The 22,121-nt window shown below is 41.6% G+C and carries 25 protein-coding genes and 2 pseudogenes; 20 read left to right on the top strand and 7 right to left on the bottom strand.

The window, feature by feature from the left end:
* The first annotated feature begins 76 nt into the window (after positions 1 to 76).
* The 5 genes and pseudogenes from IQ276_RS38860 to IQ276_RS38840 all read left to right on the top strand — a co-directional run bounded on the left by IQ276_RS38860 (position 77) and on the right by IQ276_RS38840 (position 5,887).
* On the top strand, positions 77 to 1,552 hold the full coding sequence (locus tag IQ276_RS38860; RefSeq protein WP_228043575.1) for an NF041680 family putative transposase: 1,476 nt from the start codon (positions 77 to 79) through the stop codon (positions 1,550 to 1,552).
* 202 nt (positions 1,553 to 1,754) lie between these two features.
* Positions 1,755 to 2,282: pseudogene (locus tag IQ276_RS38855) on the top strand (helix-hairpin-helix domain-containing protein); the annotation flags it as partial.
* Positions 2,283 to 2,497: 215 nt separating this feature from the next.
* Positions 2,498 to 3,805, top strand: a complete 1,308-nt coding sequence (locus IQ276_RS38850) for an NF041680 family putative transposase (protein ID WP_235115471.1) — start codon at positions 2,498 to 2,500, stop codon at positions 3,803 to 3,805.
* An 84-nt stretch (positions 3,806 to 3,889) separates the two neighbouring features.
* Positions 3,890 to 4,801, top strand: a pseudogene (locus IQ276_RS38845) (AAA family ATPase); the annotation flags it as partial.
* Between the two features lie 237 nt (positions 4,802 to 5,038).
* A complete protein-coding gene (locus tag IQ276_RS38840; protein WP_193916811.1) occupies positions 5,039 to 5,887 on the top strand; it encodes a DNA/RNA non-specific endonuclease in 849 nt (282 codons plus the stop codon).
* 66 nt (positions 5,888 to 5,953) lie between these two features.
* On the opposite strand, the gene IQ276_RS38835 is transcribed toward IQ276_RS38840, so the two are convergent.
* Positions 5,954 to 6,355, bottom strand: coding sequence for a nuclease A inhibitor family protein (locus IQ276_RS38835; RefSeq protein WP_193916837.1), 402 nt, complete (start codon positions 6,353 to 6,355; stop codon positions 5,954 to 5,956).
* 135 nt (positions 6,356 to 6,490) lie between these two features.
* Complete coding sequence (locus IQ276_RS38830) at positions 6,491 to 7,603, bottom strand: hypothetical protein (RefSeq protein ID WP_193916813.1); 1,113 nt, start codon at positions 7,601 to 7,603, stop codon at positions 6,491 to 6,493.
* Positions 7,604 to 7,781: 178 nt separating this feature from the next.
* On the opposite strand from IQ276_RS38830, the gene IQ276_RS38825 reads away from it, so the two are divergent.
* From IQ276_RS38825 to IQ276_RS38815, 3 genes are all read left to right on the top strand, one after another.
* Entirely contained in the window at positions 7,782 to 7,925 is a 144-nt protein-coding gene (locus IQ276_RS38825; protein ID WP_228043046.1) for a hypothetical protein, read from the top strand.
* Positions 7,912 to 8,382: a DUF6748 domain-containing protein gene (locus tag IQ276_RS38820; RefSeq protein WP_228043047.1), complete on the top strand. Its 471-nt coding sequence runs from the start codon at positions 7,912 to 7,914 to the stop codon at positions 8,380 to 8,382. The genes IQ276_RS38825 and IQ276_RS38820 overlap by 14 nt, the downstream gene beginning before the upstream one ends.
* Before the next feature lie 542 nt (positions 8,383 to 8,924).
* Entirely contained in the window at positions 8,925 to 9,884 is a 960-nt protein-coding gene (locus tag IQ276_RS38815; protein WP_193916816.1) for a S1/P1 nuclease, read from the top strand.
* Between the two features lie 155 nt (positions 9,885 to 10,039).
* On the opposite strand, the gene IQ276_RS38810 is transcribed toward IQ276_RS38815, so the two are convergent.
* Positions 10,040 to 10,741 (bottom strand): serine/threonine protein kinase, encoded by a 702-nt coding sequence (locus IQ276_RS38810; protein WP_193916818.1) that lies wholly within the window; start codon positions 10,739 to 10,741, stop codon positions 10,040 to 10,042.
* Between the two features lie 129 nt (positions 10,742 to 10,870).
* Here IQ276_RS38810 and IQ276_RS38805 point away from each other — a divergent pair, with 129 nt between their 5' ends.
* Positions 10,871 to 11,050, top strand: a complete 180-nt coding sequence (locus IQ276_RS38805) for a hypothetical protein (RefSeq protein WP_193916820.1) — start codon at positions 10,871 to 10,873, stop codon at positions 11,048 to 11,050.
* Positions 11,051 to 11,070: 20 nt separating this feature from the next.
* Here IQ276_RS38805 and IQ276_RS38800 read toward each other — a convergent pair whose 3' ends face one another.
* On the bottom strand, positions 11,071 to 11,382 hold the full coding sequence (locus IQ276_RS38800; RefSeq protein WP_193916822.1) for a YciI family protein: 312 nt from the start codon (positions 11,380 to 11,382) through the stop codon (positions 11,071 to 11,073).
* A gap of 503 nt (positions 11,383 to 11,885) precedes the next feature.
* Here IQ276_RS38800 and IQ276_RS38795 point away from each other — a divergent pair.
* The 3 genes from IQ276_RS38795 (at position 11,886) to IQ276_RS38785 (ending at position 15,022) form a co-directional block, all read left to right on the top strand.
* Positions 11,886 to 13,478: an alkaline phosphatase D family protein gene (locus tag IQ276_RS38795; RefSeq protein ID WP_193916824.1), complete on the top strand. Its 1,593-nt coding sequence runs from the start codon at positions 11,886 to 11,888 to the stop codon at positions 13,476 to 13,478.
* 403 nt (positions 13,479 to 13,881) lie between these two features.
* Positions 13,882 to 14,670, top strand: coding sequence for a TspO-related membrane protein (locus IQ276_RS38790; protein WP_193916826.1), 789 nt, complete (start codon positions 13,882 to 13,884; stop codon positions 14,668 to 14,670).
* 55 nt (positions 14,671 to 14,725) lie between these two features.
* Complete coding sequence (locus tag IQ276_RS38785) at positions 14,726 to 15,022, top strand: DUF3110 domain-containing protein (protein ID WP_193916828.1); 297 nt, start codon at positions 14,726 to 14,728, stop codon at positions 15,020 to 15,022.
* A 147-nt stretch (positions 15,023 to 15,169) separates the two neighbouring features.
* On the opposite strand, the gene IQ276_RS38780 is transcribed toward IQ276_RS38785, so the two are convergent.
* Positions 15,170 to 15,478 carry a helix-turn-helix domain-containing protein gene (locus IQ276_RS38780; protein ID WP_235116502.1) on the bottom strand — a complete coding sequence of 103 codons (309 nt, stop codon included), beginning with the start codon at positions 15,476 to 15,478 and terminating at the stop codon, positions 15,170 to 15,172.
* A gap of 67 nt (positions 15,479 to 15,545) precedes the next feature.
* Entirely contained in the window at positions 15,546 to 16,109 is a 564-nt protein-coding gene (locus IQ276_RS38775; protein ID WP_309245660.1) for an IS630 family transposase, read from the bottom strand.
* Between the two features lie 165 nt (positions 16,110 to 16,274).
* Between IQ276_RS38775 and IQ276_RS38770 the strand changes: the two genes are divergently transcribed.
* From IQ276_RS38770 to IQ276_RS38735, 8 genes are all read left to right on the top strand, one after another.
* Complete coding sequence (locus tag IQ276_RS38770; RefSeq protein WP_235116500.1) at positions 16,275 to 16,724, top strand: helix-turn-helix domain-containing protein; 450 nt, start codon at positions 16,275 to 16,277, stop codon at positions 16,722 to 16,724.
* A 7-nt stretch (positions 16,725 to 16,731) separates the two neighbouring features.
* Positions 16,732 to 17,241, top strand: a complete 510-nt coding sequence (locus IQ276_RS38765; protein WP_193926101.1) for a helix-turn-helix domain-containing protein — start codon at positions 16,732 to 16,734, stop codon at positions 17,239 to 17,241.
* Between the two features lie 56 nt (positions 17,242 to 17,297).
* Entirely contained in the window at positions 17,298 to 17,447 is a 150-nt protein-coding gene (locus IQ276_RS38760) for a hypothetical protein (protein WP_235115476.1), read from the top strand.
* Positions 17,444 to 17,791, top strand: coding sequence for a transposase (locus tag IQ276_RS38755; RefSeq protein WP_235115477.1), 348 nt, complete (start codon positions 17,444 to 17,446; stop codon positions 17,789 to 17,791). The genes IQ276_RS38760 and IQ276_RS38755 overlap by 4 nt, the downstream gene beginning before the upstream one ends.
* Before the next feature lie 161 nt (positions 17,792 to 17,952).
* Complete coding sequence (locus tag IQ276_RS38750) at positions 17,953 to 18,984, top strand: tyrosine-type recombinase/integrase (protein WP_235116498.1); 1,032 nt, start codon at positions 17,953 to 17,955, stop codon at positions 18,982 to 18,984.
* Positions 18,985 to 18,987: 3 nt separating this feature from the next.
* A complete protein-coding gene (locus IQ276_RS38745; RefSeq protein WP_235116496.1) occupies positions 18,988 to 19,455 on the top strand; it encodes a hypothetical protein in 468 nt (155 codons plus the stop codon).
* A 194-nt stretch (positions 19,456 to 19,649) separates the two neighbouring features.
* Positions 19,650 to 20,480 (top strand): hypothetical protein, encoded by an 831-nt coding sequence (locus IQ276_RS38740; RefSeq protein WP_235116495.1) that lies wholly within the window; start codon positions 19,650 to 19,652, stop codon positions 20,478 to 20,480.
* A gap of 69 nt (positions 20,481 to 20,549) precedes the next feature.
* The gene (locus IQ276_RS38735; RefSeq protein WP_193925637.1) at positions 20,550 to 20,762 is read left to right on the top strand and encodes a hypothetical protein; all 213 of its coding nucleotides are present in this window, start codon (positions 20,550 to 20,552) and stop codon (positions 20,760 to 20,762) included.
* 16 nt (positions 20,763 to 20,778) lie between these two features.
* Here the strand turns inward: IQ276_RS38735 and IQ276_RS38730 are convergent, their stop codons facing one another.
* Entirely contained in the window at positions 20,779 to 22,110 is a 1,332-nt protein-coding gene (locus IQ276_RS38730; RefSeq protein WP_193925639.1) for an aromatic ring-hydroxylating dioxygenase subunit alpha, read from the bottom strand.
* Positions 22,111 to 22,121: the final 11 nt, after the last annotated feature.

Below are 22,121 nucleotides of genomic sequence, written 5' to 3'. Positions count from 1 at the left end.
GAGCAGAAAAAAGCATAGCCATCAGACCCCCAACAAATAGTAATATCAACTACAAAGTATCTTTGGGTAAATACTGATGGCTATGCCAAAATTTAATAACAATCAATTAATAGCGCAATTTCAAGATTTTAGACAAAAAATTTACAACTGTTTTTCTTCATGTAGCGACGCCTGTATGGATTTGTTGGATGCGCTTGCGGGTAATACGGGAGCCAATTCAATTGCGGAGTTATCTTTAAGTCCTTTGTTTCCCAGAAGCTATAATTCTATTTATAAAGCAATTCAAAAATCATTTAATACAAATATTCAGGAGAAGAACAATGAAGAAGAAGAACAAGAAGAACAAGAAAAACCCAATAACTTAATTAGGGTGGTATCTGAGTTAATTAAGCAACCACAACAACGCCCTTTTTACTTATTCGCTCTTGATACAACACCGCATCCGCGTCCTTACGCGAGGACTTTAGCTGAACGTGGGTATATTTACCAGCCAAATACTATCAAGGGTAACAAACCGATTAATATTGGTCATTCTTATTCGATACTTTCTATCTTACCAGAGAAAGAAACTGGGAATGCCGCCCCTTGGTCAATACCAATATCAGGAGAAAGGGTATCACTTGATAAAACTGGTGTTGATGTGGGTAGTGAACAAATTTCCTCAGTAATGTCTGATTCATCACTGCCCTGGCAGGAAAAATTGTGCGTCTTAGTAGCAGATAGCGCCTATAGTCAGCGTTCATTTCTGTTTGACCAATCCAAACACAAAAATGTGGTAGTGATAGCCAGAGTTCGTAGTAATCGAATTTTCTACCAATCTCCACCCGTTGATGAGTCAAAGAAAAAACGTGGTTGTCCAAAAAAATACGGTGAACGGTTTAATTTAGCTGATGTTGAAACTTGGCACTCTCCCGACGAGACAACACAAATTCAGCAGACAACCTGTAAGGGTCGTCTTTTAAACATCACCATACTCGCTTGGCATCAAATGTTGATGAGGGGAACCAAGCACCAAAAAATGTATTGTCATCCTTTTACTCTGCTCAGAATTCATGTGACTGATGATACTAATCAATCTCTCTGGAAACCAATGTGGTTAATTGTCATAGGTGAGCAACGTGGAGAAATCTCACCTACGGTTGCAAACCATTGCTATAGACAAAGGTTTGATATTGAACACATGCTGCGATTTAGCAAGCAGCGTTTGTTGATGACGCAGTTTCAAACTCCAGATGTTTTGCATGAGGAAAATTGGATACATTTAGTAATCCTAGCTTACGTACAGTTGTGGGCGGCAAGGGAGTTAGCAACACACTTACCCAGGCCATGGGAGCGTTATTTAGAACAAAACAATGATAAAATTGCCACTCCAAGTGTAGTGCAACGCGATTTTCAGAGAATTATTTCAGAGATTGGTACACCCGCTCGTTCTCCCAAAACCAGAGGAAATTCCATCGGTCGAGTTCAAGGTCAAGTTCAAACACAACGAACTAAGCATCCTGTTGTCAAGAAGAAGTCAAAATCAACACTCGCTAAAGTCAAAGCCGCATAAATTTTCTTAGGCTTTAGGCGTTTAACTCAGTCTGACTCAGTTTGTAAAATAACTGGGGTAATTTCTGATGACTAGTTTTTTGTTCGCGAGTGTGACTCGCGAACAAACTTCTTTTTGTCCAAAGTCCAATGCTTTACCTTGTAAAAATAAACGCAATTTAATTTCCTTCCATGATAAATTTTTTATCATTTTTAAAATCAAAATTTCTTTTTCGTCTGGCTCTAACTTTTCAAATGCTAAGTTTACTCTTTCAAATAATTCCTCTACCGGAGTAGTAGAACGCCTGACCTATTACAGTCAAGAGTCAGGTTATACTGTGGCACGTTTGCAACGCTCTGGTGCTAAGGAACTAACTACAATTACTGGTAGCTTTGCAGATATCCAGCCAGGACAGACGCTGCAACTAACTGGGTTTTGGCGCGAACATCCCCAGTATGGTTTGCAGTTTCAAGTTGTTAACTACAAAGAAACCAAACCTGCAACTCTCACAGGAATTGAGAAGTATTTAGGTAGCGGTCTAATTAAAGGTGTGGGGTCTGTGACTGCTAAACGGATTGTTGCTCATTTTGGGATAGAGACTCTAGATATTATTGAAAACCAAATTGAGCGCTTGCAAGAGGTTAACGGCATCGCCAAAAAACGCATCAAGTTAATCAAAAACGCTTGGGAAACCCAAAAAGCCATCAAGGAAGTGATGGTATTTCTACAAAGTCACGGTGTCTCTACTACTGGAGTTTAGACTAAAAGCAGGCGATCGCTAAAAAAGTGTGCGTGTTTTTTTGGTATACATTTTAACTTCTGGAGTTGAGACTATCAAGAAGAGCGATCGTTAACTCGATAAAAGATGTGTTGTTGGTATAAAATTTTGGGAAGGGCAGTCTGTGGTTAACACAGACGCCCTTCAGTGGAAGATGAGATTTGAACCACTAATTCTCATCTGCCAATATGAAAAGTGCCTTACTAAAAGAATTTCGTCAAGCAGCGTACAGCTATTTAGGTAGAGCGCATGATGCAACTTTTGAACTGATGGATGCAATATTACTGACGCGGAATGCCTACAGTTTGGCAGATTTATCGCTATCGCCAGTATTTAGAAGAAAGTGGCCAAGTATTTATGAAGCGTTACAAGATAGCAGACCACAGCGACAAAAATTGATGCAGTTATACATCAAACAGATGCCACAACAGGGTCGTCCGTTGTTGGCAGGCGACCACACTGCCTGGTCGCGCCCGGATGCGGTAACTCTTATTGAGAGGACAATTGAACACACCAGTGTTACCATAACCGGAAACAAACCAATTACCGTTGGTCAGGGATATAGTACCATTGCTTGGATACCAGAGGATTCTGGCAGTTGGGCGTTACCGTTGAGGCATGAGCGAATTACCAGTTGGGAAAATCCGATACAAAAGGCAACGTGGCAATTACAGCAAGTGTGTGAACATTTACCAACTAGACCAATTACAGTTTGGGATAGTGAGTATGGCTGCGCCCCTTTTGTGTTGAAGACGACTAATATCAAAGCGGACATTCTGGTACGTTTGCGTTCAAATCTTTGTTTATGGGGCGCACCACCACCATATTCTGGTAAAGGGCGACCCAGGAAACATGGTGATAAATTTAAACTCAATGATCCTTCTACATGGAGTGAAGCCAATGAGAGTATAGAAGTCAACCATCCTAAACTGGGACGGGTGAAGGTGAGCTTGTGGAAAAATTTACACTTTCGTCAAACGGCGACACGCCCAATGTCGCTGATTCGAGTTGAGCGTCTAGATGCAGAAGGCAACCTACGTATATCAAAACCTTTGTGGTTGGCTTGGGTAGGAGAGGAAATGCTTCCACTATCTCAAGTTTGGCAACTCTACCTCCGACGTTTTACTGTTGACCACTGGTATCGTTTTTTGAAGCAACGCTTGCACTGGACATTGCCTAAGTTGAGTAGTCCCAAGCAATCTGAGCATTGGAGTGACCTCATGCCTCTGATGACTTGGGAATTGTGGTTGGCTCGTGATATCGTTGCTGATAACCCTTTACCTTGGCAAAAATCATTAGACAATTTGACTCCTGGGAGAGTTGCTCAAGCGATGGGGAGTATTTTTGCGGTGATTGGTACTCCTGCCCGTTCGCCTAAACCTCGCGGAAAGTCTCCAGGCTGGAAACCAGGAAAACCACGACAACGTAGAATTCGCTATCCGATAGTCAAAAAAACTACAACTAAGCCTCGCAAAAAGCATCCAGAATCTGCTTAGTACCCTAGATTTTCATCTCTGAAGCCTGTTTCTTTTCAACTCAGCGTTGCTGGGTCGTTTCTTGTTGCTTAGTCTAAACTCCAGTCTACTACCTATGCAGTAAAAATCTACAAGCAATACCAAGACAAAGCGATCGCCACCGTCACCGAAAACCCCTACCAGTTGGCAACTGACATTTACGGCATCGGTTTTTTAACTGCTGATAAGATTGCCCGTAATTTGGGAGTTCCCGCAGATTCCGAGTTTCGCTACCGTGCAGGGATGACCCATGTGTTGAGTACAGCAGCAGAAGATGGACATTGCTACTTGCCACAGAGCGAACTGATTGAGAACGTGATTAAACTGCTCACTACCCAGGAGCATCAACCAACAGAAGATGCCATCGCTCAGGCTATCAAAGATATGGCTTTGAAAGATGAGCTAATTAGAGAACGCGATGCTGATAAAACGCTCAATTGTTACAAGCCTACTTACTTCTACACCGAACAAAACTTAGCCCAATTGGTACGCGATCGCCTTTCCTACCCCATCAGTCCTGATATTCCTCGCGTCCGCGCTTGGTTGGAGCGTTTTAGTAGTAGCCGCCAAGTTTCACTATCACCCGAACAGCAACAAGCAGTAGAGACGGCTGCTTACTCTCGATTCACCGTCATTACAGGTGGCCCTGGTGTCGGTAAAACATTCTGCACTAGCACCATAGTCAGTTTGTGGAAGGCAATGGGTAAATCAATTGCACTCGCTGCACCAACTGGACGGGCAGCCCAAAGATTAAGTGAGATGACAAGACTAGAAGCTAAGACCATTCATCGCCTACTGGAATTCGACCCCAAGACGCGAAGTTTTAAACGCGATCGCACTAATCCGTTACCCAATAGTGCAATTATTGTAGACGAAGCAAGTATGCTCGACTTGTTTCTAGCGTATTCTTTGGTTCAAGCTGTGGCAGACAATGCCCAACTCCTGTTGGTGGGAGATATTGACCAATTGCCATCAGTACCTAAACGAGAAACAGCGATCGCCGCACCTATTGCTTAAATAATATATATAAGTTTTTGATATTTTTTGTTATTTGAATTTCAGATAATCACCTCAATGATTACTAAATGTTAATCCAATATTCACAGCTTTTTAACCTCTTTTTATACAACCACAGCTACATTGTGATTGCTAAAAGTTTTGCTGAATTTCTGTAACTTCAACAGAAACAATTGTAGTTTGTTTAAATAATAACAAATGAATAAGTCTCAGTTTTTCAGGGCTATTCTACCTATTGCTGTGCCAGCGGCAATATCTTTCACTCTGCTTAATTATCTACAAAAGCCACTAACAGCCCAAACCTCAAGCGTTCATTTAACGATGGGTAATCCCAGTAATGCTGGGAGTAGTTACAGTAATCTTTTATTAAGCAAATCTCAATATGCGGTTTCTTATAACTGCTATAGAGGGACACCAAATTGGGTAAGTTGGCAGTTAAACCCATCATGGTTAGGAAGCGCACCTCGCCAAGATGATTTTCGTCCCGATACTACACTACCTTCAGGCTGCTATCGAGTAAGTTCGTCTGACTATACAGGCAGTGGTTTTGACCGTGGACACATGGCTCCCTCGGCAGATAGAACAAATACGATTGCTAATAACTCGGCTACTTTTCTCATGACAAATATGATACCCCAAGCACCTGACAATAATCAGGGAGTATGGGCGAATTTAGAAAATTATTGTAGAGATTTAGTGGTTAATCAAGGTAAAGAACTCTACATTATTTCGGGTTCTTATGGCACTGGTGGCACAGGGTCAAATGGAACAAGAACTACAATCGCTAATGGTAACGTTACTGTTCCCTCCAGAACTTGGAAGGTTATTGTAGTCTTAAATAGACCAAATTCTGGAGCTAGTAGCGTCACTACTAGCACAAGAGTAATCGGTGTAAACATACCTAATACACAAGGTGTTAGAAATGCAAATTGGAGAGACTACAGAGTTAGTGTTGACTCTATCGAAACAAACACTGGTTACAATTTGCTCTCTAATGTTTCTACATCTATTCAAAGTACAATTGAGTCTAGAGTTGACAATTTGTAAGCATAGTTAGCTCATTTAAAACTTAAAGCCTGTCTGTAAATTATAGACAGGCTAATGATTTATGGCTTAGGTTTCTACAACTTTTGTAGAAATTCCAGCTAAATCTCTTGATGGAGTTTTACCAACAACATAGACATCAATACTTATCGTGCCTACTCGATAAACCCGAATATCAGTCAGATTCTCTTTTAATGTTTTGATAAGTAATTGATACTTTTGCACATTTTGTTTCTGTATTTCATCGTGCCATTCTTTTTCTTGGGCACAGTTACGAAACAAATAATCTAGTTCTACTTCTTCAATTGATGTTTCTTGAAGATGTCCTGTTAATTGGAGAAGTTTTTGAGCGGTCATTGGTTCTTGCGCTTGATTAGACCACAAAAAAAATTCAAAAGGATACTCTGATTCACTGAGCATTAACAAACCATCGGAGGCTTGTTTAAGTTTTTTCGTAATCTCGTCAGTCATAAAATTTATAGGACTCATATTTGATTTCTGAAAAAACTCAGTACACCTTAGAAAACCTTCTTTCCTGTTCCCTATTCCCTATTCCCTGACTACGTAAATCGTTTCAAAAATCAAACCGGATTCCTATATTTCTGGTTACGAACATTGGTTCTTGAGCTTGCCAATTAGAGAATTAAGATTGAGTTGAGTGGGCCAACCTTGAGGAAGATTTGCAGAATTATATCCTCTGTCTTTCAAGCCTTGAATAAATTGGTTGCGGATGTATGTAGTATCAAAAGCCCCAAGTCCATCAAAATAAACATCAGTTAAGTGAGCAGGATCTAAAGCCATTTCACCTTTATATACTGCACCGTCATTAGAATCATCCCAACCCCAAGGGGCATTAGCAGAATTTGTACTGCAAGTGGGCGCACCAGCACCACAACCACCACTAGAATCTCCCTTAAAAGTTCCCCAACTCGCAAAAGTCAAAGCAGAAGAAGTTGGTAGAGAAGCTTCATTTAATTGCTGTTGCCACATTCCATTAGCAGCAAACACATCAAGCAATTGATACTGCACAGAGCGATCATTCCCCGAAGCAGGAAGTTCTGCTGTAGTTTGGGAAGGATAATAAATAATCCCATCCTCGCTACTTGCACCCTTAAAGTTTCCAGCATAAGGCCAAGCTTTTAGTCCATGACCTTTAGCTTCTTGAGTTGTTAATGGGTGCAGTGAACCACTGTAACTATTCATCGTCAGTGTGCCATCAATACTTTCTGCACCATTTCGTAAAGGACTACCAGTTGGAGTGTAAGAGTAGAAATCGTTATGAAATACAGTGACAACGCCTTCTAATTTACCAAAAGCTGAACCGTCCTTACGGACAATTGTAAGTAAACCCTCTAAATCATTTTCGTGTTCTTGATCAAAAGGAATATCAGTCCAGTCTTGAGGATGGTAAAAGGAATATGTAATGAACCAATGAGTACAAGTTTCAGCTACAGAATAGTAAGCATGAGAGGAGAGAGGAAATTGGAAAAGGTTATCCCAGTTATTTGTTCCTCGCCAATCGCTATCATAATCAAATCGCGTGATGTAGTCTCCACTATACTTAGTGCTATCTGTATCTTGATAGTGGATAGGAGCATGATATAAAGCTAAAGCCAAATCAGTGGCAGATTGAGCAATTACTTTATTGTCTGTAAAAATACCAATCGCTATTGCTACAAGCAGTCCAAAAGCCACAAGAAAAAGTTTTTTTAAACTCACGTCTCACCTTTGCTGATAAACAAGATTCAGCATAAAAGCCAATATTTAAGAATTGGTAATACTTAGATTATTCGGTAGCGATTACAAAGTTAAGATTTGTGTTGATGCTCAAATTAATCGTTTGGATTTAACTTAGTTGAAAAAATGATATGAACTACAGCATTAGATGCGATGGGCTATGCCCCGCAAAGAAGCGATCGCTGGCGGGCGGGTACGCCATCGCAATGACGAAAATACCTTACTGCTGCGATATATAAGTTTGGCAAGAGTATTTCTGCCTTCTTCACCAAAAAATTCACATTTGCTATGTGTCTGCAATTGATTGGAATTCCCTGAAAGTCTCACCTTACCAACTAGTAAAAATTCAAAATGATGATGGTAGCCGTGTGATTCTTAGAGGTAACATCGTTCCAGTAACATTTCCTGGCTTCGGTGAGTTTGGTAATTTGAGAGTAAAAGAAGCCTTCTATGCCGCGACAAATGCCCCGGCGAAAGGTACTTTTGTGGGACTAAAAGACAATGGCATTCGTTGCATCACAACTCCTTGCTTCTCCACAGTTGATCTGGTTCTAAATAAGCCTTATATTTCTCAAGTTTCGTCAATCGATTTGAGCCAAACGGGTGCAACACAAAAACAAATTGACGCAGCAACAAGCGAAATTTTCGGTCAAGGTTTGATTACTGTAGGTAAAACTGAGGTAGTAGGTAACTCAGATCCGACCAAGAAAGATACTAAGTTTGTCGCTACGCAATTTTATGTGAGAGTGAAACCGAACTAATAGTAGTTTGACTCTTCGCAAAAAATCGCTAAACTCATCGGTTTGCTTGAGGAACTACGCCAGGATATTCCCAATGTCACCTAAAAATTGCGATCGCACTTTCTTGCCCAAGCTAGGCGATGTCTACGACGGGCTGTTCGGTGTCGCTCTCCGTAAGATTCTTAGAGGAAAAGTTGCCTGACTTTTCACGGTATGTGGAAAAGGTTATTTTGATGGTTTCCCAAGCCCTGATTTCTCCCTTGGCTATTTTCATTAACTAAGAGCTATTGAGAATTAGTCTGTGGAAAAAGCCACGCTTTTTAGGGGCTTGAGGACTTGCCGTGAAAAGTCAGGAAAAGTTGCACACTTGAGGAGCGATCGCTGACATCCTCCAAATTCTTAGAGTCAAAGTTGTACACTTGAGGAGTGATGTCTACGACGGGCTGCGCCTACGCCCTCCTAATTCTTAGAGTCAAAGTCAAAAAGAGCGATCGCTTGTGACAAAGCAGTACACTTGCTATGCACCGATTATACTTTAGCTGTATTTTGTAAGAAAGAATTTTATGCTGAAGTTACATTCTTTCGCTAAGTTTTCTTTATTGACAGCATTATCAACAATCTTGATTTGGCAGTACCCAGCTTTTGCTTGGAATAAGGCTGGACACATGGTTTCAGGAGCGATCGCTTACAGTGAACTTAAGCAAAATCATCAACAAGTAATTGAGAAAATAGCCGCGATTTTAAGAGAACATCCCGAATACTCTAAATTTGAGGAACAGTGGAAGTCTCTGAATCAATCTAATATTTCTGCTGAAGATAAAAACCTGTACTTGTTTATGTGGGCAGCAAAATGGGCAGATGAAGCCCATGGCAATCAAACATTTGATCACCCAACTTGGCACTACATCAATTTTCCTTATCAACCTGGTAGTTCTTCAAATTCAATTCCTCGTGAAATTCCAGGTGAAGAAAATATTATATTTGCTTTTCAAAAAAATCTTGATATTGTTCAAAGTAATGCCAACAACAGCGAAAAAGCAGTTGCAATATGCTGGCTATTCCATTTATTAGGAGATGTGCATCAGCCATTGCATACCACCAAATTAATTACTAACCAGTATCCAGAACCAGAAGGTGATAGAGGTGGTACACGTTTTTATATTAGAGTTAAACCAGATAGCCAAACAATTAGTTTGCATAAATTCTGGGATGACCTGATTCTTGGAAGCGAAAGATTTCAAACTGTTCGCAACACCGCAACTAAGATAAGAGCCGACTATCAACGCAGTAAATTGCCAGAATTAAGAGAAACTCAATTTAATAATTGGGCAAAATTAGAGAGTTTTAGGATAGCAAAACAAAAAGCATATCTCAATGGCAAACTTTCTGGCAGTAATGATAAAAATGATGGAAAGCTTTTACCACCAAATTATGCTGCTACCGCCAAACCAATAGCAGAACGTCGGATGAGCTTGGCAGGCTACCGTCTAGCTGATGTGCTTAATAAACTGTTCGGCAAGTGATAAAAGATATACAATCTCTTTTGTTCTCCACCTACATGATCTGGGTGGTTTTTGATTTTACTAGAGCGATCGCCCCGCTTTAAGAGCGATGTCTACGACGGGCTGTCCGGTGTCGCTACTTTCTCCATCTCCAGATTTGCCTAGAATAAATTAGCCTAACGTTTTAAATATTTAAAACGAGTTAATCTTAGGACTAGTTGACAACAGGAAGTTTTGAAAGAAGTTACCAGATGATAGCTTTTGCGGAGCATATCTAAAGCCGAGTATGGTACACGCAATCGAAATGGGCACAACACGGGACGATATAACCAGTAATAAGCCTTTTTCAAGTCATTCCATTTTGAACAGGCTTCAAGATGCATGAAATCTGAAATGTCTACAACTAACCCTCTACCCTGGTGCATCATGACATTACGACCGTGGACATCATGAGGGTGGAGGGAGCAACGTCGGGCATAGTCAAGAGCTTCATCGATGTCTCTTATCACCTGCTTGGGAATCGGTAAACCTAAGTGCATACAATCGTACAAAGTTGTTCCATAAAGCCGTTTCAAAATTAGAAAGCTATCTTTGGCGTACAAACACTCAGAAAATGCCGGATGAGAACCTAGACGACGGTAGACTTCTACCTCCTCTTCAAAGCCTGGTCGTCCTGGGGCATAAATTTTAACTACACACTTAGGGGAATCGGGGTGATAAACTACTGCGGCATAATTTCCTTTACCAAGCAGCCGCCAAGGGTGTGGAAGATAGCTGACCTGAATGGGATTACGGGGATTAACACTTTCAATTTGTAATCTAGGCAGTAGTTCCTGATAAATGCTTTTGACCAGCTGTTCTGGAAGCAATTTGTCCATACCGGATAAGTTTCTGACACCAAAGGACAAGATAAACTACTCAATTTATCTCAACTATTACGGCAACAGTTGGAATTGAGCTTAATTTTGAAATGGCAATCCCTATATTGCGACAACAGAGTTAGCAGCATGAAGCCATTGTGGAGAACTGCCATAATCTTAACTGCGATCGCTGGAGCTACCATCATCGCTATCTTGATTTTCCAAAAAACTAACCAGCCATCCATCGCGCTTACCGAAGAATGGATCGCTACTACACAAGTGATAGATGGGGATGTGCGTTTATCTGCTTGTATCCAAGTAATTTAGCAGTTGTTGTTTTTACTGATTCACACGGGAGCAAAACGATCGCGTCCAATGTGAACTTCCCACTCCACAACTCTAGCAGAGTCCGCCAGCATACCATCTCGCACACGAGGACTGCTGTTTACAACAGCTTGAGCCTGTTCAAGATTCTCTGCCTGGATTACCCAAAGCCCAGTTCCATCATGGGGAAAAAACGGCCCACAGCACAGTAGTGTTCCTTTCTCATGTTGCTCATTAAACCAAGTGAGTTGATTTTGGTCATGCTCTGGGTGAGCCAATTTATAGTCGTAATACTCCCGGACGGTTGCAACCACAACGGCAAAAAGTTTAGGCATAATGCTCTGGCTGGTGATTTGAGATGATGTTCAGATTGTATGACCTAAGAAATACTTCTGTGTCATGAAATAGCGACTGTATGAACGCCAGTGTAGGTTCAAAGATCCGGTTAACTCTGCCCTAATCTACAATCTCATATTCTTGTTCAATAAAACCTAATAATTTTTCCTTAAACTCACTCAAATACGGGCGCTTCTACTCCCCCAAGCATTTTAGGATTGCCTAGAATGGTGCTGGTGCTTCTAACTTGCCACTGTTCCGTAACCTATGAATGCGACACCGATAGCGACGCAGGAGCGTCACAGCCCGCCGCAGGCATCGCTCAAGGACTGCATCTGCTCACATTCTTCAGACAAGTATTTGTAAGACTGATTGTGAATAAATTATTGCAATATTAATAACTTCTTAAGCCCTAATTAAACCCGATTTGGTAATTAATCTTGTTAATAACTAGATGGTTATTATTTAGGTTTTTTATTCTAGAAATCTCAACAGGACTTTTATGGAGCGTGTGCATTTCCAGGGCTTGCTATCCACTACAGCAAAGCGGCGACGTTTTCTACTCGGTGCCGGCACATTGACCGCAAGCGCTATTGCTAGTCTTTGGACTCATAAAGTTGTTGCATTGTCAAGATTCTCTGCCTATCCCTTCAGTCTTGGTGTTGCTTCTGGCGATCCTTTACCAGATAGTGTAGTGCTATGGACACGGCTGGCTCCAGATCCCTTAAATGGTGGCGGTATGCCACAGGTGAATGTACCAGTACGGTGGCAAGTTGCTTTGGATGAAAACATGAGACAAGTTGTGCTACGGGGCGTGGCATTGGCAACCCCCGAATTAGCACATTCTGTTCATGTAAATGTACGTGGTTTACAGCCTAACCGCTGGTATTGGTATCAGTTTAAAGTAGGTAATGAAGATAGTGCAATTGGTCGTACCCGTACTGCTCCAGCCATTGGCACTAGGTTGAATCAGCTTAACTTTGCCTTTGTTACTTGCCAAAAATGGGAGGATGGTTTCTATTCTGCTTATCGTCGCCTAGCTGAAGAAGATTTAGATTTGGTTTTTCACTTGGGTGATTATATTTACGAATACGGCATCCCTGCTACAGGTGGTGTACGCAACGTTTCTTTACCTGAAGAGTTTAGAAAAGAAACGAATACCCTTGAGCAATACCGTCTTCGATATGCTCTATATAAAACTGACCCAGATTTACAAAAAGCTCACGCCTTATTTCCCTTTACAGTCACCTGGGACGACCACGAAGTTGAAAATGACTATACCGATGACATTTCGGAAAACAACGATCCGGTCGAACAGTTTCTCAAAAGGCGTGCTGCTGCTTATCAGGCTTATTATGAGCATCAGCCACTGCGGGAATTTTCCCGACCACAGGGGCCAGATATGCTGATTTACCGTCGGCTGACTTTTGGTAATCTGGCGGAATTTAGCGTACTTGATAGCCGCCAGTACCGGAGTGACCAGCCATGCGGTGACGGTGAAACACCCCGTTGCCCAGCAGCGCTAGATCCATTTAAAACCATGCTCGGTACTCAACAGGAGCGCTGGCTGCTGGATGGTCTTGATCGTTCTCAAGCACGTTGGAACATACTTGCTCAACAGGTGCTGATGGCAGAGCTAGATCATAAATTTGGGACAGGCGAAATCTTTTGGAACGACTCATGGGATGGATATCCCCTTGCACGTAATCGTGTTTTAAGTCACATCGCCAGCCGCCGGATTTCTAACCCAGTGGTTATTACTGGGGATTGGCATTCTACATTTGTCAATGACCTGAAGCTGGACTTTAAGGCTTCTAACTCTCCAACAGTGGCTACAGAGTTTGTGACTCCTTCAATTACTAGCAATGGTGATGCCAATGTCTACGGCCCTTACTATGGCCCGAAGATTCCAGAAAACCCACACATTAAGTTCTTTGATGGCGATCGCCGAGGCTACTTTCGAGTCAACCTTAACTATGAGCGTTGGCAGACTGACCTGCGTATTGTTACAACTGTAAGTCGTCCAGATGCGCCTGTATACACCTTTGCTTCCTTTGTTGTTGAGAATGGTCATCCAGGTGTCAAATTAGACTAGTATTTAAGTTTTTGCGTATTCAAATATTTAAATACGCAAAAAAGTGCGATGGCGTACCCGCCCACCGGATACTGTTGGCGAAAGTGTTACAAACGCACGGACAAAAGTGTTACAACTCAAAGCCGCAACTACAGATTGAAGGTTTGAGCTTACGTAATACTTAATAAGACAATAATGTATTACATTCGCCAACAGTATCCCACCGTAGGTGATCGCACTCCATTACTCCCTGATGAAGTAGCAGAGTGATCCCGGCGTATCTGCCCACCGTAGGCTCACACCCCAGTTGAGACAAGCGATCGCTTTGGTTCCTCATTAACTTGCACTGCAAGACTCGTGGTTTATATGCATCACTCTTTTTCAGATGTAAGCTAAAAGCACAAAAGATATGAGTTAACATCCTATGCACCAGCCCACAAGAGGCAATTACCAGGATTTTTGGCGGCAGCTTGTTACTTTGGCTGCAATCTTTGGTGCATTCGTTATCAACGTAGTATCGAACATTTTTCCGCTCAATGGACTCAGCATAGGGGAAATTTCCAATACTTTGTTTAAAAATGTCCTGATTATCCCTGCCAATTACGCTTTTGCTATTTGGGGGCTGATTTACCTTGGGTTGTTTGCTTTTGGGGTATACCAAGCGTTGCCTTCTCAACGAGATGAGCCTGATTTACGTAAGACAGGTTATCTGTTGGTGATTGCCTGTGTTGCTCAAAGTATTTGGGTGTATCTGTTTTTGTCTCGGCTTTTTGCTCTTTCTGTAATTGCAATGCTTTTGATTCTGTTGCCCCTGATTGCTGTCTATGTGCAGTTAGAAATTGGCAATAAGCGTGTACCTCGGCTGAAAAAATGGTGTATTCACTTTCCTATTAGCATTTATCTAGGCTGGATTAGCGTGGCGACCATTGTCAACGTAGCGTGTGCCTTGTATTTTCATGGGTGGAACGGTTGGGGGATTTCTGCTGTAATCTGGACTCTTATCATGGTATTGATAGCAACAGCAGTTGCAGCATTTATTGTCATCCAGCGTCGAGACATCGCTTATACAGGAGTAATACTCTGGGCATTGGTAGCGATCGCACTCAAGCACTCTGATAATTCAATGCTCAGAAATGCCGCGTTGGTTTTGGCAATTGTCCTAGTTTTGACCGCTACGATTAACAGCTTACGCCCCCAACAAGAACATATTTAAGTGCCATAGCGTACCCGCCATGAACCGGTGGCTCACGCCCAAAAATTAACATTCATTGACAGTAAACCAAAAAGTTTTCCTCAAAGAGCGATCGCTAAACGACTTCGCTAAAAATCTAATTAGGGAAAAACCAGCCGATTTGAATGTTCCAATACCAGTTGTCGAAGCTTTCAATTCTCAAGAAATCATAACTTTTTGTCAAACGGCTGGTTATGAATACGAGTTAATTTCTTGGACTTTGGACAAAAAGAAGTTTATTCGCGAGTCACACTCGCGAATAAACTTCTTTTTGTCCAAAGTCCAAAACCCTCTGCTGCCGCTTGCTTTAAGGTATCTAGGTCTGCTTGCTTAATTCGTCGTTTTTCTGGGTCTTGTTTTCTCTTATGAGTATGGCGGGTGCGTTTCCATTTCCACTTTTTTTTTGAGCAAACGTCGCAGACGAGACGGACTCAGTTGTACATTTCGGTCTTGAGACAATTTTTCTGATAACTGCAAACTGTTATAAGTACGGGGTTCTAACTCTTAAATATGCTAAGTCTGCCTCAAGCCATTTGCACTTTGCTCCACGCCCAGAAGTTTCCCACAATCCTCCCAAACCCTTATTTTCCCAACGCCTCAGTGTTGCTCGTACCGTATGTTCGTGACACTCAAAAATTTTAGCGATCGCTGGTACATTCCATCCTTGGGCATTTAATCGAATTATGTGGGCGCGATCTCGTGTTCGTTGAGGAACTGTTGTCGCCGACCGCAACTCCAAAAGCGTCAAATCTTCTAAATCTGTTAATCTAACTCGCAATGGAGCAGACATCTTGTAGTACCTGTTTTTTAGACCTTCTCTATCTTATATTTAATTGTAACCACCTACTTATACCAATTTAATATGAAGCTGCATAGAAAAGAGCTTCTAAAATAAAGTTATAAGAAGAGATGGAAATCACCTGTTCAGATGTTAATTGCTCGAACAATTGTTGTAGGCGAGTGCGTAAGTCTTGCAAGTCAGAAAACAGTTCATTCTTGAGAGATTTTTTGAGAAACTGCCACAGCCTTTCAATGGGATTAAGCTCAGGAGCATGAGGTGGTTGCAGCAGGGGAATAATATTTTCAGGCCAATTAATCGCACTACTGATATGAGCAGGAGCTTGGTCTATTTGTAAAATTGCATAATCTGAACCTAATTGTTGCGATAACCAGTCTAAAAACTGTTGAAAATAGTCACCATTGAGCTGCGGGTATTCTTGCTGAAAATGTTGTCCTGTTAATGGTTCAATTGCACCATAAATCCAAAAATTTTCTCTTTCCCATTTCACCGCTACAGTTGGTTTGACTCCAGGGGCCGTAATTACTTTTCCCGTTAAAGTTTTTAATCCCACCCTGGTTTCATCCTGACACAGATAATGAATACACTTTCCTGGTGCTAGATGTTTTTCTAGCCTCTCGATAATGATACCGAGTTTTTTTTAAACTCAGATACTAACTTCTCATCCTGCTTATGGCTTTGCGGACGTGGTACTTTGAGTTTTGCTCCTAATTTATATCTCACTAATACCAATTTTATATGAAGCTGCATATAATAGAGTGAATAAACTGGATAAATAAAAATAAGCATGAGCCGCCCTTTTAAGATTGAAATTGCAGAAAGCGAAGCAGAACTAAAGAAACGTCTACAAACAGCCAACGTAGGAAACCAGAAAGAAAAACTGATGATGCTGTGGTGGATAAAAAACGGGCAGGTTCATGAACAGCAAGAAATTGGAAAACGCTTGGCTCTAGATACATCAACTGTCACAAGGTGGTTACAAAGATATAGAGTCGGTGGACTAGATGAATTATTAGAAATTAAAAAAGCTCCGGGAGCAAAACGAAAAATTGATGAGGTAGCGATCGCGGCACTAACAGAGGAGTTAAAAACAGGAAAAGGCTTTAGTAGCTATGGTGCAATAGTGGAGTGGTTAAAAAAAGAACAGGGGCTGGAAGTAGAGTATGCAACAGTATATGCGTTATACCAATTTTATATGAAGCTGCATATAATAGAGAAAACAAACTTGATAAATTAAAATAACCATGAGCCGCCCTTTTAAGATTGAAATCGCAGAGAGCGAAGAAGAACTTAAAAAACGTCTACAAACAGCTAACTTAGGAAACCAGAAAGAAAAACTTATTATGCTGTGGTGGATAAAAAGCGGACAGGTTAAGGAGCAGCAAGAAATTGGAAAACGCTTGGCGAAAGATACCTCAACTGTAACAAGGTGGTTGCAAAAGTATAGAGCAGGCGGGCTATATGAATTACTGGAAATGAAAAAAGCTCCAGGAGCAAAACGCAAAATTCATGACGCAGCGATCGCAGCACTGGAGGAAGAGTTAAAAACAGGAAAAGGCTTTAGTAGCTATGGTGCAATAGTTGAGTGGTTGAAACAAGAACATGGACAAGATATAGAGTATGCAACGGTTTATGCGTGGGTTCGATATCGATTAGGAGCAAAACTAAAAGTGCCTCGCCCTCAAAGCCATAAGCAAGACGAGAAATTGGTATCTGAATTTAAAAAAAACTTGGAATCATTCTTAATTGTCTAGAAGAACATCTAGCACCTGGCAAGTGTGTTCGCTACTTGTGCCAGGATGAAACGAGGGTGGGACTGAAAACTCTCACAGGAAAAGTGATTACTGCCTCTGGAGTCAAGCCTACTGTTGAGGTGAAATGGCCACGGGAAAATTTTTGGATTTATGGTGCGATTGAACCAAAGACTTGCGATCACAACATTACGAGTATCCGAAATTGAATGGCGAGTGTTTTCAACAGTTTTTGGACTGGCTATCTCAACAATTAGGTGGGGATTACGCTATTTTACAGGTTGACCAAGCACCTGCTCATACAAGTTCAGCGATTCGTTGGCAAGAGTTTATTATTCCTCTGTTTCAGCCACCTTCAGCCCCTGAACTCAATCCCATTGAAAGGCTTTGGCAGCTCCTCAAGAAACCACTCAAAAATCAGCTTTTCTCTTCTTTACAAACTTTACGCGATCGCATCCAAGAAATATTTGATCAACTTACACTTGAGCAGGTAATTTCCGTCTCTTCTTACAACTTTATCCTGGAAGCTTTATTCTATGCAGCTTCATATTAAATTGGTATAAGGGATTTAAATCCTTTCCCCCTTCCCCCTTCCCCTTTACCCCGCCAAGTTCACTTGGCGAACTACTAGTGACACGCTAGCCAGATTTTCCCTAAAGTCACATACAATTTTGGGTGTTAGTTCCACACTGCTTCTAGGCGATCGCGATCAAGATGGTAAATAATCCTCAGTTTGACAACCTACCACCAATCAAGTTGATCCACATACAGGATCAAGCACCATCAACCCTACAGGGAGAATCTAGAAGCAGGGCAGGAAAAATAGCTGCAACCACTGATATCCGGTGGGTAAAAGTTCTGGAATTTTTACGCAGCAACAATCTCGCACCAAACAGCCGCAAGCTTTACGAACGAGAACTCAAACGATTTTTGGCTTGGAGTGAGCTGCACTATCATGAACTGCGTCCACGTCATCTTGCGCTATATAAAGAATATCTCCGTGATGAAATACAGACTGATGCAGGTAAACCGCTTTCAAAAAGCAGCATCAATGCAGGAGTTGCGGCACTCAAAAGCTTTTTCAAATGGATGTGCTATACGTATCCTGAAATTATTGCTACTAATCCCACACTGGGGATTAAACTGGAAAAAGTACCTCTGCCACCAGCTCAGAGTTTAACCCCTCAACAGATGGAACTGGTTTGGTCAGCGTTGGAATTGCTGGGAGAAACAAAGCAACGGGATACAGCACTGGTTCACATTCTCAGTCATGGGCTGCGTGCTGGAGAAGTTGTACAGCTAAATGTTGGCTCATTTGATGGCAAGCTACTATTTTTACCAGACACCAAAACCAATGAACCACGCTTAGTTCCACTGCGAAAAGAAAGTCGGGAAGTTTTGGCAGAGTATTTGCTTACGCGCTCACAGCAAGGAGAGGTCTTAAACAGCGACTCCCCACTGATGATTTCACACCATGCTTCATACAAAGGTGAACGCTTGAGTTATCACGGCATTTACTTCGCTGTAGAAAAAATTGGTGAAATAGCTCACATTGAGAATTTACATCCTCACTCCTTTCGACATACTTACGCTACTGACTTATTGCTATTGGGAGTTGACCCCAGCCATGCACGAAAATTAACAGGGCATCAAAGCGAGAAAGCGTTTCGGCGCTATACCCTTCGCAGCGAACAAGAAGCAGCGATCGCTGCTTACTATCGTGCAATCGGAGAGGAAGTGGAGTAAAGTATGCCCAAGCCACTCGATCCCAAGTGTCAGTTATGTTCCAAACTACCAACTGCCCAAGCCAAGGTTTTACATGGAACAGCAGGGGACGGGTGTTGGAATCCCAAAGTCTGCCACAATCGCCGCTCATTCTATCGCCACCGCTCCCAGAAGAATTCAGCAGAAATTGATTCAGTAACAGTCGAACCACCAGCAACATATTTTGCAGTGCTATATCTATATAAAGAAGCGGGGGATAAACCATTACACGCTATGTCGGCAGAACTCTGGCTGGGGCAAAAGCCTATTTGTCGCCTGGAACCAATTCACTGCTTTGGGCTAACGGCTGGTAAAATACGCGCCTATACAGATCAGGTGTTGCAGGCTTTTGCAAAACAATACAGTGTTTCACTATATCAATATAAGGATATGTTTGAGATTACCTCAAGCTACTGCCCAGTGCGACCCTGCCCCTTGCATCCACAATCTTAGAGATGACCGAACAATTCGCTTTTTCGCCCATTCGCAGTTCGCAATTGTGGACGTAATTGATAATTGATTCATCTTTGGTGTCAAAGCCCCTAATTTCAATTATGAAAAGAAATAAAACACGTAGTATCAATATTCAAGCCCCGCATTCATGCGTGGGGTATTATTAATTGCGAATTGCGAATTGCGAATTAGAAATGACCACATACCGCCAATTAACAATTTGGGATGTGCTGGATGAGTTGTCCGAAACTCCACCAACTTCTTCCCTTGATGCAGTATGGCAGTGCTTAGATACAGAACTGCATGATTTACCTATTGAAACCCAATTATCAACCGCAGGTATTGCCTTCAGTCAAATTGCAGATATTCTTAAGTCTCGTGCCGAAATGCTGTTGCAAGATACCCGCGATCGTAATAACCCAAAGGGGCCTATTGTTAGCACCGATCTCTTTGCTGGTCTAGTGCGGACAACAATGCACCTAGATTTAGATGATTTGATTGAACCGCAAACACCACAAACCTTTAAACCACATGGCCCACACCAATTTTCACATCCTACTGAGTTGGGTGATTCTGTAGTAGCACCCGTTGAAAAAGCGAATGTTTTGGCAATGCTCGATCAGGTGACAACTTTAGAAGATGTCCGCAATTTGGCATCAGATGAGGATGTGCAAAAATGGCACAGCGCCATCGCTAACCATCTGATAAATGTCAAAGATGAGATTTCTTTAGTTAAACTGCAACGTGTGTTGCAAATGCCGATGGTAGAAGTATGGTTAGGACTATTGCTGGGTGGGTTTACATTAGAACAGCGTGGTGGTTTTTATCACAACCAAAATGTCTGGGTGAAAAGCTCTCCTTCCTACTTTGAAAGGAAAAAGCAAGAAATAGAAAAGCTTGAAAGGCAAGCCCTAGAGAAAAAAATGCTCGAGAGAGAAATGGCTTTAGCTGAAGATAAAAAGTGGTACGAAGAACATGGTGATGATGATTTCGATTATGACGAAAATGAAGATGATGAAGATTAAAGAACACCTCTTTTACTTGCACTCTTACCGCTCTCGATTATCTGCGTTGGTACGAGTTCTGGCTCTGCAATGCTGACAGATATCGCTCAACAAACAGATAACCAAAAGTCCCCATCAATTATTTTCTTCTTGCCCAATAAACGCCCTAAGCCTGGAGTTTGCGGGGAATTTCCCACCACTTCCAGCAAGGCAGAGATAGCCCTGGCACGGCATTTGGTGAAGATAGGTGCTGCGGAATTGGCGCTATATGTTGAGCTACTTACAAAATTATTAATTTTGTAATTGTTGTCTAGTTCTGTTATTTTTTAGCATGAACATAGTCTACAAAGTAAAATTTAGGAACAAGCCAAAATTTGAGCCAAGTGTAAGCTGCCAAACTTAATAGTGCTGTAATAATTAGCGTTAAACCAAGCTTGACTCGAAACGTATCTGGAAGGATAGCAACTCCTGAAATAGTAATAGCAGAGTATGCCAACAGTACCACTTGCAAACGCTGGATCACCCTTAGCGCCCCTCGGCAGCTACTACAGTGCTGAGTATGTTGTTTGTAGCGATCAAGCAGTAGAGTCCGACTGTCGTTAATATTTGAGTTTTGTAAGAAATTAATTCCAACTTCATTCCACGGTAAATCCCCATTACAATACTTTTCAAACCAATTTCTGAACTCAATCACTAAACGATCTGCACTTGTAGGTAGCTTGTAGGCAGTTTTCCAGCTTTCAACTAACTTTTTCTGTTGAAAAAAACGCTCTTGCTGATGTAGAAGAATCATATCTCCATCAAGAAGCGGATTACGAATTATGATGTGTTCTAACCAACGAGGTAATAAACTATAGATTGTTTTAGCAAAATTAATAGGAAATTGAGCCACTATTCTTGATCTGCCTGGAGACACTGGAATACAGTAAGTGACAATTCCTAACTGCTTTCCAGAACCAACACTAATTGCATATTCTAAGCGGCAAGGTGGTTCAAAAGTAATTGTTGTTCGTCCTGAGCTTCTTTCAATAACTGCTTCAATCAAATTTACTGTTGATTTCTCAATATTAATAGGTATAGGTACTCCTTGCTCTCGAATGCCTTGCACTTTATGATGTGCAAAAGGAACATGACTTGGATCTGCCACATTTTCAACAAGAGTTTGCCAATCATATTCCAAGTCGCGTACAAAAGAATCCCAAACAAAACCTTTGCTAGCATCTACTTGAGGTGACAGAGGTAATGGCGTAGTTGCAGCCTGTTCTTCTGATCTAGCATCTGGCCAAACCCAAAGTAAATCATTTTGCTGACGAACAGGGAATGTAACTACACAGAAGTTTTTTTGATTCCTAGTCACAATTTCTGGATTTTCTGCTTGGGGAATATATGTACAAACTCCTTGAGAATCAAACTGCCAACCATGATAACTACACATCAAATTACCTGTCTTTTCATCAACACGCCCTTCACTTAGGGGAGCAAGGCGATGAGGGCATTGATCTAGAAATACTTGGTAAGTTTTAGATGATTTAGGCTTCCAAATGACTAAGCGTAATCCCAGAAGAACAACTGTGGTGGGGCAGTTTGGATTGATATCTTCGATAGGGGAAAGCGGATACCACTGTCGAAAAAAATCAAACTCAGATTGTATTTGTGTATTCA

The organism is Desmonostoc muscorum LEGE 12446, assembly GCF_015207005.2.
Lineage (GTDB): Bacteria > Cyanobacteriota > Cyanobacteriia > Cyanobacteriales > Nostocaceae > Nostoc > Nostoc muscorum.
The sequence above is the reverse complement of the archived record's forward strand: the minus strand, read 5'-3'. Positions and strand labels throughout refer to the sequence as shown.